Genomic DNA, 12,986 nt, shown 5'->3' with positions numbered 1-12,986 from the left:
CATTAAGGTAATAGCAAAACCCGATACACTCAAAAAAAGGCAGAAAAACCCTGGTTAAACGTTTAACCAAAAAATGGGGATGGCGGCTTTTACCGCATTACTCCTTCCTAATGGCTGAGTTTAGACTGCGATAAGGGAATAGCTAAAAATCTCTGGAGCTAACTGCAACAGGGTAAGAGCAAACATTTCTCTCTTTTTCCAAACATGGCAACGGCTTCAAAAAGCATCTTCGTCTTAACTGCGATAAGGGAATAGCATGGCAGACTTTTTCTAGCTGCGAAAAGGTAATAGCTTATAGAAAAGGGGAAAAACCACAAAAACTCCAAAAAGTCTCCCGCCCCTTTATCACCTGTGATAGAAAAGACCTAATCCACCATCTGCATCTGAAAAAGTCTCGCATAAATCCCTCCTTTTTTCAGGAGTTCTTTATGGCTCCCCACTTCCACCACTTGCCCCTCATGGAGCACAACAATCCTATCCGCATGCATAATGGTAAGAAGTTTATGAGCAATAATAATAGTGGTCTGTTGACCAAGAATATTTTCCATCGCATCTTGAATAGCCTGTTCAGATTCCGCATCAAGAGCACTGGTTGCCTCATCAAGAATCAAAACACTAGGACGGCGCAGGATAGCACGAGCTAAAGCAATACGCTGACGTTCTCCACCAGAAAGCTGGGCCCCCTTATCCCCAAGCAATGTATCATATCCCTGAGGAAGTTTTCTTATAAAAACATCGGCATGAGCTATCCTCGCTGCCTTAACAATTTCCTCAAACGATACCTCAGGGCGAGAAAGCGCAATATTTTCTCGTATGGTCCCTGAGAAAAGAATTGGTTCCTGCGTCACAATACCCATGTGATGCCGATAACTTTTCCCGCTGTAGTTTGTTAGTTCCTTGCCGTCGATCAGGACTCTTCCCTTCGTTGGTGTATAAAAACCTGCTAGAAGAGAGACAAGTGTTGTTTTCCCAGAACCACTGAGGCCCACGATAGCCACCGTTTCTCTTGGGCGGATAGTAAGCGAAACATTCTGAAGAACAAGGCGTCCCGGTTCATATCCAAAAGAGACATTCTCGCAGACAAGCTCCCCTTCCACCTCGGTTAAGGAAGGCAACGTACTTTCATCGGGAATCTCATAGTCCAGAACCTCATAAATCCTATCCAGAGCAGGAGAAAGTTTACGAAGCGTTGTAAAAACCGTACTGGAGAGACTGAGCGGTTCAGAAAGCACCGTGGCCAGCAAAAGAAAGAACACTATATCCCCACTTGCAATCTGTCCCTGTCGCACCATGAGACCACCAATCACCAAGATAATAATAATGCCAAGAGAACCAAACCACTCCGCTACCGGAGTACTGAGAAACCTTATCCGAACCTCTCGCAAAAGAGAGGAAAGATATCCCAGATTATGCCTTGAAAACCGATCCCTCATCACCTCTTCCACAGCAAACCCCTTAATCACATCTATCCCATACAGTGTTTCCTGAATACCGGATGTCACATCAGCAATATGCCCCTGAACCTTTCGGCTAGCATGCTCCACCCAATTTCCAACAATACCCAGGACTATCCCCAGGATCGGTACGACTGAAAAAAAGTACAAGGTCAAAAGTGGTTGTTTCACCACCATCATAATAATGATCGCTATCACTGTTAACGGCTGAACCAACAACTCTATCAAAACATTCATCAAAAAAACCTCAACCACCTGAATATCATTTGTCAAGCGACTAATGATATCTCCCGTACGCTTGGACTTAAAATATCCTACCGGGAGCATAAGTACCTTTTCATACACATCCTGTCTCAAGGCTGCCAACACCTTCACAGCTAAGGTATTAGAACACACCAGCATCACATAGTGAGAAATAGCCCAGGAAGACGCCGACAAAAAAAGCAAAAAAGCACTTTGAAAGGGATTTTGCATCGTTTTTTCAAGAAACACACCAGAAAAAAAAGCGGCAAGCTGATACACCGCTGTAAGTTTACTCACTACCACACCAAGAGCAAAAATCACCATACATCCAAATAACCACCCATGCTTGTTTACATATCGAAGAAGACGACGGTACGCCATACTATTCCCCTTTTAAAAAAACGTCATACGAACCCCATCCACCCCACATTGGATGAGATTCCCTGAAATCTTTCACCAACGGATGTTCTTGAAGAATCTTGGCCACCTGTTGCTTTCGCACACTTTTCCCTTTCCCAGGAATCACACGCACCATGGTATAACCCTTTCTATATGCCTCATCAAGATACGTTTTCACTACACGGGATACATCTTGAGAAGCAAAACCATGAAGGTCTAACTCAGGTCCATTACACAGGGGCAACTCCTCATCCCATCCCACGATTTGTATCAGATCAGAAGGTTTTTTGAGAATATAATCGGGGGCATTCACCTCTCCATACCCCCAACGTGCATAGGCAAACTCCATCCCCACATTCTTCGCAAAAGTCTCATCAATCTCTGTATCACCAACCATGAGCACATCCTTTCCTTCAAGAGGCTTTCCCTGCTCTTTCCAAAAACGTTTCACCAATTCAAAAGCCTCAGGATGAGGTTTGGGATGTGTCACATCATTCTCGGAAACAATCAGGTCAAACCAACGTTCTCCATTCCAGGGAGAGAGTGTTCGTTGAATACCTTCCCGGCTTTTATTTGAAACTATCACCATAGGTATTTTGCCGTACAGTTCGGCAAGCACTGCCTCTATCCCCTCAAAAGGTTTGTGTTTCTCCCAGAGAGAAAAATACACCTCTCGATAATATTGAATAGCATCCTCCCCCAGCCCCACCACCTCCATTGTTTCCCGAAATGGAAAACCAATTCGCTTTTTCATCCATTCCCTGGAAACAGGCTCCCGTCCAAAACGAACGAGCATTTTCGAAAAAGCCTCATAGATTACCGGCAAGCTATCTACCAATGTTCCATCCATATCCCAGATGATAGCAGCATATCGAACCATACTTACTCCGTATAATCCAGTCTCACGGTTATCCCATTTTCAGAGAGGTAACGCTTGAGTTCCGTAATATCCAGTTCACGAAAATGAAAAAGAGATGCCGCAAGAGCAGCACTTACCGAGGTTTTTTGAAAAACATCAAGAAAATCCTCTTTTTTCCCTGCACCCCCAGAGGCAATCACAGGGACACTTACACTTTCAGCAATTCGACGTGTAATCTCAAGATCATACCCATCTTTTGTCCCATCCTTATCCATTGATGTTAACAAAATCTCTCCAGCCCCTCTCTCACACACTTCTTTTGCCCATTCTATAGCATCAAGTCCAGTATCAATTCTCCCACCACTAATAAATACATTCCATTTTCCCTCAGTTACCTGTTTCACATCAATAGCAACCACAATGGTTGAAGATCCAAAACGTTTCGATGCCTGGGAAATAAACTCAGGATTTCTCACCGCCATGGAGTTGATAGAAACCTTGTCCGCCCCGGCCAGAAGAATATCCCGTATATCGTCAAGTGTTCGTATACCACCACCAATAGTAAAAGGAATAAAAACCTCTCTGGCAACAGCTCTAGCCACATCTACCATAATCCCTCTATTTTCATGGGTTGCTGAGATGTCAAGAAAGACGAGTTCATCTGCTCCAGCCTCATCATAAAAACGAGCATTCTCCACGGGATCGCCAGCATCTCTAAGGTTTTGAAACTTGACTCCCTTCACCACTCGACCCTGGTGAATATCCAGACACGGAATAATCCGTTTGGCATACATAAATCCTCCCAACGTTAGTTTACAGAAACAACAGAAAAAAATCAAAAAGAGCGTGTGTTTCTTATACAGAAAATAAAAGCACTTTAAGGCACCTTTTCACCATAGCACTCGAGCTTACTCTCCAAAGATATGCTATTACCTTTTTACAGGAAAAAAAGTATTTTTGCTCTTTCCCTGTTGCAGGAAGTGGGGGTAGCTCTTTCCCTGTTGCAGGAAAAATGTAAAGACAACATTGCTGTAATTAGGTAAGAGCAAATCTTCAAGCACTTGAAAGTGTACAAAGGGATATATTAGTTAAACGCTTAACCTGAAATCTTTCACATAAGCTATTACCCTTTTGCAGCTTTATCGGATGGTTTAACACTGTGAAAAAGTAATAGCTGGAAATTTTTCCCGCTGCAACAAAGAAAGAGCAAGAGTTTCTCTCACTGCGATAAGGTAATAGCTTTCGGTTTTCACGCTCACTGCAAAAAGGTAATAGCAAGAATTTTTTGCCTGAAACAAGGAAACAACTATTAAAAACCACGTTCTCACTGCAACAGGGAAAGAGCTTTTTCCCCTCCAATTAAGAAAAGTATCCAATGCAACTTTCTCGAAACACTGTCTCCAAGGCCCAAACCTTACCCCTTCAAAAATATGGCATATACCAGCACATTCAAAAGAGTCAACGGAACCCCAGACCTCAAAAACTCCCAGAAAGAAACCGTCTCTCCCACTCGTTTTTCAGCATTTTGCAGAATAATCACATTACTTGCTGCCCCAAGCACCGTGAGGTTTCCCGCAATGGTACTGCCTGCCGCCAGTATCATCATCTCTCTGACTCCCCCTCCCGCCGATACAAGAAGAGGAAGATACAATGCCACAAGAGGAACATTCGAAAGAATCTGACTCCCCAAAACACTTACCCCTCCAATCATCAAAGGAGAAAGAGCCGATACAGGCAAAACACTCATCCATGTTTGAAAAACCCCTGTATTCCACACACTCCGCATCAAAACAAACATTGCCATAAAAAAAACAAGCGTATGCCAATCTAAACGACGAAGCAGTTTTTTCCTCCTCCGACTAAACAGAAGAGGAGGAAGACTCGCCACCATAGTAATGCCAACAAGCGGAATCTCATACCCTCCCGGCAATAAAGATAAAACCACCTTGATAGCTACTCCTCCCAAGAGAACCCCCAGAGACCACTGCGAAAGTCGAGCGAGCTGCCTGTCATGCACAGGTTCTTGAGAATGAACGAGGGGATCTTCCCGATGAAACTGATCCCGATACATCAAACGAAGTATGCCATACGCCACCACAAGATTCAACAGGGTAGGCAAAGCCAGGTATTCCAGAAATCTTAAGACCGCATAAGAGATATGACCTTCACTCGCGATAAGAAAATTCTGTGGATTTCCTAAAGGACTCATCACACTTCCGATCGTCACGGCAAACGCTAACGTAAGAAGAAGAAAAGAAGGTTTAAGACGATGCTTTTTGGCAAGATGAAGCACCACCGGTGTTCCAATGATAGCCAAAGTATCGTTCATCAAAAACTCTGACCCTAACCCCATAACAAACAAAATACGAAGAATAAGCCCATCGGTAGACTTTGCTTTTTTAAATATCTCATAGGTGAGGTGGGAGAGATAACCACTCTCTTCCATTGCTGCGCCGATAATAAACATCGTGAAAAGAAACAGCATAACCTCCCAATTAATAGCCAAAAAAGCATTTCTAAGTGAAATCTGTCTTGTAACAAGGACCACAAGGGCACCAATACCCATAATCTGCCAGAGTTCCAACCAAAAACTTCCCACTTTGCGAACCATCATCATAAAAAAAAACAAATCCCAAAGCAAGAAAAGAAATCATGCTTACCTCTTTTTCACAAAGAAAACCCCCGGTATTACCCGGAGGTTCTCATAGTTTATATCTCTTCTCCGATTACTTTCGCATATTCACGTAAGATTTCTTTTTCTCTAAATGAAGGATTCTTAGGAATCTTCACAATCACCTCAAAATAGAGATCACCCCTTTCTCCTGTACGAATGTCAGGTAGTCCTTCATGTCTCAAACGTATCATATGCCCTGATTGTACACCTGCGGGTATAGAAATCTTCTTTTTCCCCGTAAGTGTAGCCACTTCCACCACGCCACCAAATACCGCTCGTGGGAAACTAATATACACTTTACCGTAAAGGTCGCTTCCTTCACGACGAAAATCCGTTGTATTACGAACATGAATCACGACATAGAGATCCCCTCGTGGACCATTATGACGTCCCATGTCACCTTCACCAGGAACACGGAGCTTCATCCCATCCTCAATACCAGCCGGTACACGGATAGAGATGATACTTTCCTTTTCTACTGTACCTTCTCCTCGACAAGCCGCACAGGGATCCGAGATCACGCGACCTGTTCCGTGACACTGGGGACATGTTGTCGAAATTGAGAAAAACCCCTGAGCCACACGCACAGCCCCTGTTCCCCCACAGGTAGGACAGGTCGTTGACTGGTTTCCACTACGACTCCCTGTCCCATGACAAACCTCACAAATCTCTTTTCTTCTCACTTTAATCTTGAGTGTCTTTTCTTCCAGAATATCCTTAAGTTCCAGGGTAAGGTCAGCCCGAATATCCCCTCCCCGGTTCACATTACCCCGTCGAGAACGACGAGTCCCTCCTCCAAAGAAAGATTCAAAAATATCCTCAAATCCGCCGGTACCAAAAATATCCTCGAAATCAAATCCACCAGCCCCGCCAAATCCTCCCTGCTGTCCAAAAGCAGCCGACCCGTACTGATCATAGAGTTTTCTTTTTTCCGGATCGGACAAAATTTCATAAGCTTCCGTAATTTCCTTAAACTTTTCTTCGGCTTCTTTATTTCCAGAATTCTTGTCAGGGTGATATTGCATAGCCAGTTTACGGTAGGCCTTCTTAATCTCCTCCTGGGAAGCATTCCTGGGAACACCAAGAATATGATAATAATCCTTTTCTGCCATCGTTCATCACCTCATAGTTAACTTTTTGAAAATATACACTCATATAAAGACAACCGATGGAAAATCCATCGTCAAAAAGGCCGCAACCCGGCTAACCGGGCTGCCAGAGCCAATTTTTCTCTTTTACACTTACTTGTCGTCTACAATTTCCGCGTCTACAACCTTTTCATCTCCACCATTACCAGAGGATTGTGTTTCACTGTGTGTCTGAGCACCCTGAGACTTATAGATCATTTCACCAATCTTTTGAGATTTCTTTTGGAGGTTTTCCATAGCGGACTTTATACGAGCCTCATCGTCCGTCTTAATAGCTTCTTTTACTTCTCTTATAGCTTCTTCCACCTGGGCTTTCTCTCCTGCAGGCACCTTGTCACCATTTTCACTGAGAAAGTTCTCAAGACTATAGACAAGAGAATCTGCCTGGTTCTTCAGTTCTATAAGCTCACGAGCTTTCCTGTCTTGTTCTGCATACTTTTGAGCCTCTTCTTGCATGCGTTTTATTTCCTCTTCATTCAAACCACTAGAAGCCTCGATACGGATCTTCTGTTCCTTCTGGGTACCCAGATCCTTAGCGGTTACATGAAGAATACCATTGGCATCAATATCAAATGTCACCTCAATCTGAGGTACACCGCGTCTTGCCGGAGGAATACCATCCAACGTAAACATTCCGAGAGTACGGTTATCCCGTGCCATCGGACGTTCTCCCTGAAGCACATGGATTGTAACCGCTGTTTGGTTATCTTCGGCTGTAGAGAAAATCTGAGACTTTTTGGTAGGGATCGTCGTGTTTCTCGGAATAAGTACCGTAAACACACCACCCAGTGTCTCAATACCAAGTGACAGCGGTGTCACATCAAGCAACAAGAGATCGTTCATCTCACCGGTCAACACACCACCCTGAATAGCTGCTCCAATAGCCACTACCTCATCAGGGTTTACTCCCTTGGAAGGCTCCTTCCCAAAAATATTTTTCACGGTTTGCTGGATGAGAGGCATACGGGTCATACCACCCACGAGAATCACCTCATCAATCTGCTCTTTAGTGATACCTGCATCCTTCATTACCTGCAAACAAGGCTCTATCGATCGATCCACAAAAGGTTTAGCAAGTTTTTCAAGCTGAGCACGGGTAATATTCATCTGAAGATGCTTGGGACCACTGGCATCTGCCGTAATATAAGGCAGGTTGACCTGTGTTTCCATCTTTGACGAAAGTTCAATTTTGGCCTTTTCAGCAGCATCCTTGAGACGCTGAACTGCAATCGGATCCTTATAGAGGTCTACACCTGTCTCCTTCTTGAACTCCTGGATAAGATAGTCCATGAGCGCATGGTCAATGTCATCTCCACCAAGGTGGGTGTCTCCGTTCGTTGCCTTCACTTCAAACACTCCATCCCCAATCTCGAGGATAGAAATATCAAACGTACCTCCACCAAAATCGTAAACAGCTATGGTCCCTTCTTTCTTTTTATCAAGACCATAAGCAAGGGCTGCTGCTGTCGGTTCGTTGATGATACGCTCTACTGTAAGCCCCGCAATTGTTCCAGCATCCTTGGTAGCCTGACGCTGAGAGTCGTTAAAATATGCTGGCACCGTAATCACCGCACGTTCAACCTTTTCCCCGAGATAATCCTCGGCCGCCTGTTTCAGTTTCATCAACACGCGAGCTGAAATCTCCTGAGGGCTAAACTCCCCGGCTCTTGTGACAAAACGAACATCATCATGGGGTCCGGGTTTCACTTTGTAGGGCACCATCTTGATTTCACCCTGAGCCTCTTCGTAACGACGCCCAATAAAACGCTTCGCTGAATAAATAGTGTTCTCATGGTTCGTAATCATCTGGTTCTTTGCTGGTTGCCCTACCAACACCTCTCCCTTCTCCGTAAAAGCCACAATTGAGGGAGTGGTTCTTGCGCCCTCTTGATTGGGGATCACTACAGGCTGACCATTCTCAATAACAGCAACCACTGAGTTGGTGGTACCAAGATCGATACCGATGACTCTTCCTTTTCCTGCCATAGTATACTCCTTCTGCTAATTTTTTTCTGTTGTCTGAGAGGATGTTTCAGAACTCTCTGAAGCATCCTGTTTGGTAACCTTTTTGGCTACCTTTACCTTGCTTGGACGGAGAACCTCCTCACCAAGCATATACCCCTTTTCAAGTTCCTGGATCACCGTCATCACATAGGGTACATCCTCACGTTCTTCCATCATCAGAGCTTCATGACGACTATAGTCGAACTCCTGTCCAACACACTCGATAGGTTTTACCCCTGCATCATTCATCACCTTGCTAAACTCAGCAAAAATAATGTTTATCCCCTGACGAAGACTCTCCACCGAAGTATTCTCAAGAGTGAGAACAGCACGTGAGAGACTATCATACACCGGCAAAATATGCTGCAAGAGCTTCTTGTTTGCCTGGAGCCTCATATCCTCCATTTCCTTAAGGACACGCTTTTTATAATTGTCAAATTCTGCAACCTTGCGTTTATACGCATCCTCAAGATTTGCCTTTTCCTGCTTGAGCTTTTCAACTTCCTGTCTTAAAAGTTCCACCTCTTTCTCCTGCTTATGTTTAGCTTTTCCTTCATGTTTTTTCCCATTTTTCTCTCCGTCTTCGGGAGAAGATGGCAATTCCTCTGGCTGGGGAACAGGATTCTGCTCATCTTCTATTTTGCGATCTTCAGCCATAACTCCTCCTTTTGTTGATTTTCTGTCGTAAATATAACGAAAATATCCACATATCGGCAAATTTTTCCTCCTATGTTGCAAAATGAACCAAAAACCCGTTGCGTCAAATAAAAAAGTACTCGAAATTCGAATCATTGCCTCATAAAAAAAAGTACTCAAAAATTCCATACAGTTTCCTCCAAATTTTTGTTTTTTACATTCTTTTTCTTTTGAAGGCTGAAAAGTTTTCTCTGGCAAGCCGTAATTTTTTGTCTTAGGTGAAACAAATCGAGAGCCTTATAAAGCCTTGTTAGGCGTTCCTTTTGTGCCTCACTTACATAAGAGCTTTCTAAAAGCCGTTGGTAGGGAGTTTTAATATCATCATGCTTCTTTTGCACCTTGCTTCCGATTCTCTTTTTCTCTGTCATTTTCATAACCGGTTGAAAAAAGTTGGCATAAAGCCTGAGATACGCATAGAGTCGGTTCAAGTAGTAGACTTCTTCCTCGGTATCGTAGCGGAAGTATCCAACATTCTGGCGGACTATGGAATAGTTTTCTGCTCAACGTAGCAGTTATCATTGGAACGGGAGCTTCTCCCCTTGTAAATTTTATCTGGTGCTTCTCACACCAATCGCGTAGAGGATGATTAATAAATTCAACGCGGTATCAGAATCAATTCCCCGTAACTCAAAGGAAGTCTTCCTTTGACTTTTCTATGGCTTCTCTTACCCATTTTGAAGCTTTGTTTTTGATTGCCACAAGCTCTGTCCAACCGCTCCAAACATCCACCATATTTAATGTTTGAGCAAAGTCTCCCCGGCTATTTCCTCCCTCATGGGCTACCAGATCAATCTCCATAAAACCAGGGCAATTTTCATCCCACTCTGCCCACGTGCGTATAGCTATTTGTTGCTTTAATAGCGTTCCAGGCTTTGTACCTTTTCGTCCTTTTATCTCAAGCTTTTTACGCTCATGTTTCAAAAGTCGGTCAATACTTGAGGCACTTATATGGCGCAAGTTTTCTATAGCCTGTTGAAAACCCTGGAGATGTCCGTTTGCTAAGAGATTATCTAAAACTTCATTTAAAATTGGCTTTAAACGTTTGCCACACATGTAGTTTTCAATTTCCCAGACCTTTTTTAGAAGTTTTAGTTCTTCTTCGCCGAATTTTTTCTTTCTGCCAGGTCTTTTGCCCTTTTTGGCTATATCGGCTTTAAGGTAATTTTTTTTGCCTACATATATGGTTTTTCCGTGCTGCCTCAAGAGCCTGGCGGCATAGTTTCGGTTTTTTAAACCTGTTATCCTCACAAAATAATCCAGTATCTCCATTTTTTCCTTTTTGCTGGCTTTTTGATACTCTTTCGCCGTTTCCCTGTAAATAGGTCTCCTTTCAAACATCGCTAACTCCACCTTTTACCTCCAGTTCTTTGAACTGGATTATTTTATACACAGATTTGGAGTACTTTTTTATTTTGCAATAGCGTTCCCTTTTCGAGTACTTTTATTATGAAGCAATTCGATGACTTGACAGATTTTCAGCTCTCCACTACAATGTAATAAGGAGGTACCTATGAATTTTTCAGAAATTGAACTTTTTGAAATCGCAAGGCTTATCAAAGAAGAAGAAAAACAAATCTTTACCAAGTTAACTATTCATAACAATCTCGCAGAAAAAACACAAAAGTTTCTCGAAGAAACCCTCGTTTTTTACGCTCGAGAGGAAAAACAAAAAAAACGCAAACAAAAGATCTGTCAGTACATTGACAACGAAGAGACCCTGGCATACCTCAAGGAAAAAGTAGCCGACATTTTCGCCATCTCCCAAAAAATACAAGGGCTTTCTCTTCAAGACGTCCAGCAAACCTGGATAAACACCCATCAAAAAGTCCTCCAATTTTTCGAAACCCTTGCCAATGAGACAAACGACCAGGCTCTCAAGGAAGATATCCAGAGTATTCTCTCTCGAGAACGAGAGTGGCACACCCATCTCTCTCAGCCAGATCTCTTTTAAGTACCTGATAATAAAAAAGGGCGGAAAACCGCCCTTTTTTTATTATCCAATGTGAAACCTTTTATCTCTCCTGGGCATCCTCAAGAAAGACGGGATCCACCAAAGAGGTGTTCTCTGTCTGTTTTTCCGTAGGAGAAGAGACTTTAGGGATCTGGCGACTAGGACCATTAACGCCAAACTCAAGATAGTACTCAAGTCCAAACACATACCCCAGAGCGTCCTTGTGCCCGGGATAGTGCCCCAATTCTTTCCCATAATACGTCACAAAGGCTGTCAGATTTCCCATCGTTATAGGCCACAAAAGAATCGAAACAAAATCTGACATACCTGGCATATCCCTTAACCAACAGAGAGTTAAATTCACCTTTCCCCCTACCGTGGGGTATCCTTGATTGAGTCCCACCCCTACCTGAAGTATATCCATCAAAAGCTTTACATCAGCCCCCATCCTTACCTTAGAAAGAAGCGCAAGTGGTTTCGTATAGAGAAGATCCTCTACCTCCATATACAACGAGGGCTCATTTACAAAAAACTTCAGAGGTTTGTCCATCGGATAAGTATAACGCACTCCTGCTACGATATTTGGCAGAATCCAATCAAAGTCATATTTTTCCTCTCCCTTTTCTGTTTTGTATCTCCATAAAATAGGAGAAAGAAGATTTTCTGCCTTGAAGCCAATACTCCACTGTTCGTCTATTCTTTTTATGGCTCCAACATCAAAACCAGCTCCCCAGCCTACCCTCACATTTTCATACTGAAGAGCAGCATTTTGATTGCTGGAAACTGCTTCTCCATAGTCGTACATTTCCTCAATACTCTGGAACCGTATACGCGTCATAAAAGGATAAACCCCTACACTTGCCCCAACCATCACATTGCCAATAAGTGGCAAATCATATCGCCCAAGTCCTAGCGAAAAAACACTCCCCGTTTTAAGAAGAAAGGAAACCTCCGGATCACGGAACACAAAAAAAGTACTTTCCTCTGATGTAAAACTCCCATAGCTTTCAAGATCCACAACAGGCTGCACCCCTACTTCATTTCCTGTATTTCCAAGTGGAAGAAAAAGAGAAAAAAGTCCAAAACTTTCCCGAAAATAAAACCCCGCTGAACTATTCGAGAGCACCAGATTCATCGCTTTTTGAAGGTATTCAAAATCATTGGTAGGGTGAGCAAGCATTTCGGTAGAAAAAGCCCCCCCTGTAAAGGGAACGATAGGATCAAGCCAATTTTTTAGGGTAGAAGCAGTTGAAGGATCCAAATCATACGCCAAAAAGTAGAGATATGCCTCAAGAAGTTGATAAAAAGATGTATTTACACCCAGTGCTGTCGACGAGGAAAAAAGATAAAACCTCCCCACCTTCCACTGAGGATGATTTGTACTAGACGTCCGAAACACCCACGGATTCGGATATCCTCCATACTCCGTCATCAGAGCAGGATTATTGAGTCCAGCCCAAGGAGAGCTATAGTCAAAGAGTGTAACATTGCCTTTGAACGCGGTAGAAGAGGAAGGTATACCCTCCCCAAACCCAGGTGTAACTATAACAAACAAAAG

General features: G+C 43.3%; 9 protein-coding genes and 1 pseudogene. 1 reads left to right on the top strand and 9 read right to left on the bottom strand.

Annotation, left to right across the window (positions count from 1 at the left end):
* Nucleotides 1-365: 365 nt before the first annotated feature.
* From KDW03_RS08620 to KDW03_RS12405, 8 genes and pseudogenes are all read right to left on the bottom strand, one after another.
* On the bottom strand, nucleotides 366-2,078 hold the full coding sequence (locus KDW03_RS08620) for an ABC transporter ATP-binding protein (protein WP_271434679.1): 1,713 nt from the start codon (nucleotides 2,076-2,078) through the stop codon (nucleotides 366-368).
* Between the two features lies 1 nt (nucleotide 2,079).
* Complete coding sequence (locus KDW03_RS08615; protein WP_271434678.1) at nucleotides 2,080-2,976, bottom strand: HAD-IA family hydrolase; 897 nt, start codon at nucleotides 2,974-2,976, stop codon at nucleotides 2,080-2,082.
* A 2-nt stretch (nucleotides 2,977-2,978) separates the two neighbouring features.
* Entirely contained in the window at nucleotides 2,979-3,749 is a 771-nt protein-coding gene (gene hisF / locus KDW03_RS08610; RefSeq protein ID WP_271434677.1) for an imidazole glycerol phosphate synthase subunit HisF, read from the bottom strand.
* Between the two features lie 620 nt (nucleotides 3,750-4,369).
* Nucleotides 4,370-5,572 carry an SLC13 family permease gene (locus tag KDW03_RS08605; protein ID WP_271434676.1) on the bottom strand — a complete coding sequence of 401 codons (1,203 nt, stop codon included), beginning with the start codon at nucleotides 5,570-5,572 and terminating at the stop codon, nucleotides 4,370-4,372.
* Between the two features lie 92 nt (nucleotides 5,573-5,664).
* Nucleotides 5,665-6,741 (bottom strand): molecular chaperone DnaJ, encoded by a 1,077-nt coding sequence (gene dnaJ / locus KDW03_RS08600; RefSeq protein ID WP_271434675.1) that lies wholly within the window; start codon nucleotides 6,739-6,741, stop codon nucleotides 5,665-5,667.
* Between the two features lie 129 nt (nucleotides 6,742-6,870).
* Nucleotides 6,871-8,763, bottom strand: coding sequence for a molecular chaperone DnaK (dnaK, locus tag KDW03_RS08595; protein WP_271434674.1), 1,893 nt, complete (start codon nucleotides 8,761-8,763; stop codon nucleotides 6,871-6,873).
* A 15-nt stretch (nucleotides 8,764-8,778) separates the two neighbouring features.
* Nucleotides 8,779-9,438: a nucleotide exchange factor GrpE gene (locus tag KDW03_RS08590; RefSeq protein WP_271434673.1), complete on the bottom strand. Its 660-nt coding sequence runs from the start codon at nucleotides 9,436-9,438 to the stop codon at nucleotides 8,779-8,781.
* Between the two features lie 155 nt (nucleotides 9,439-9,593).
* A pseudogene (locus KDW03_RS12405) lies at nucleotides 9,594-10,815 on the bottom strand (integrase catalytic domain-containing protein).
* A 172-nt stretch (nucleotides 10,816-10,987) separates the two neighbouring features.
* Between KDW03_RS12405 and KDW03_RS08575 the strand changes: the two are divergent.
* A complete protein-coding gene (locus tag KDW03_RS08575) occupies nucleotides 10,988-11,428 on the top strand; it encodes a hypothetical protein (RefSeq protein ID WP_271434670.1) in 441 nt (146 codons plus the stop codon).
* A 61-nt stretch (nucleotides 11,429-11,489) separates the two neighbouring features.
* On the opposite strand, the gene KDW03_RS08570 is transcribed toward KDW03_RS08575, so the two are convergent.
* The gene (locus tag KDW03_RS08570) at nucleotides 11,490-12,983 is read right to left on the bottom strand and encodes a hypothetical protein (RefSeq protein ID WP_271434669.1); all 1,494 of its coding nucleotides are present in this window, start codon (nucleotides 12,981-12,983) and stop codon (nucleotides 11,490-11,492) included.
* Nucleotides 12,984-12,986: the final 3 nt, after the last annotated feature.

Origin of the sequence: Thermospira aquatica, assembly GCF_023525255.1 — a bacterium.
Lineage (GTDB): Bacteria > Spirochaetota > Brevinematia > Brevinematales > Thermospiraceae > Thermospira > Thermospira aquatica.
Note: the sequence above shows the minus strand (reverse complement) of the source record. Positions and strands in the feature narration are given on the sequence as shown.

Bases quoted from the DNA above. Each gene is read 5' to 3' on its own strand.
- KDW03_RS08620 (WP_271434679.1), bottom strand. From the start codon at position 2,078: ATGGCGTACCGTCGTCTTCTTCGATATGTAAACAAGCATGGGTGGTTA.
- KDW03_RS08615 (WP_271434678.1), bottom strand. From the start codon at position 2,976: ATGGTTCGATATGCTGCTATCATCTGGGATATGGATGGAACATTGGTA.
- hisF (WP_271434677.1), bottom strand. From the start codon at position 3,749: ATGTATGCCAAACGGATTATTCCGTGTCTGGATATTCACCAGGGTCGA.
- KDW03_RS08605 (WP_271434676.1), bottom strand. From the start codon at position 5,572: ATGATGATGGTTCGCAAAGTGGGAAGTTTTTGGTTGGAACTCTGGCAG.
- dnaJ (WP_271434675.1), bottom strand. From the start codon at position 6,741: ATGGCAGAAAAGGATTATTATCATATTCTTGGTGTTCCCAGGAATGCT.
- dnaK (WP_271434674.1), bottom strand. From the start codon at position 8,763: ATGGCAGGAAAAGGAAGAGTCATCGGTATCGATCTTGGTACCACCAAC.
- KDW03_RS08590 (WP_271434673.1), bottom strand. From the start codon at position 9,438: ATGGCTGAAGATCGCAAAATAGAAGATGAGCAGAATCCTGTTCCCCAG.
- KDW03_RS08575 (WP_271434670.1), top strand. From the start codon at position 10,988: ATGAATTTTTCAGAAATTGAACTTTTTGAAATCGCAAGGCTTATCAAA.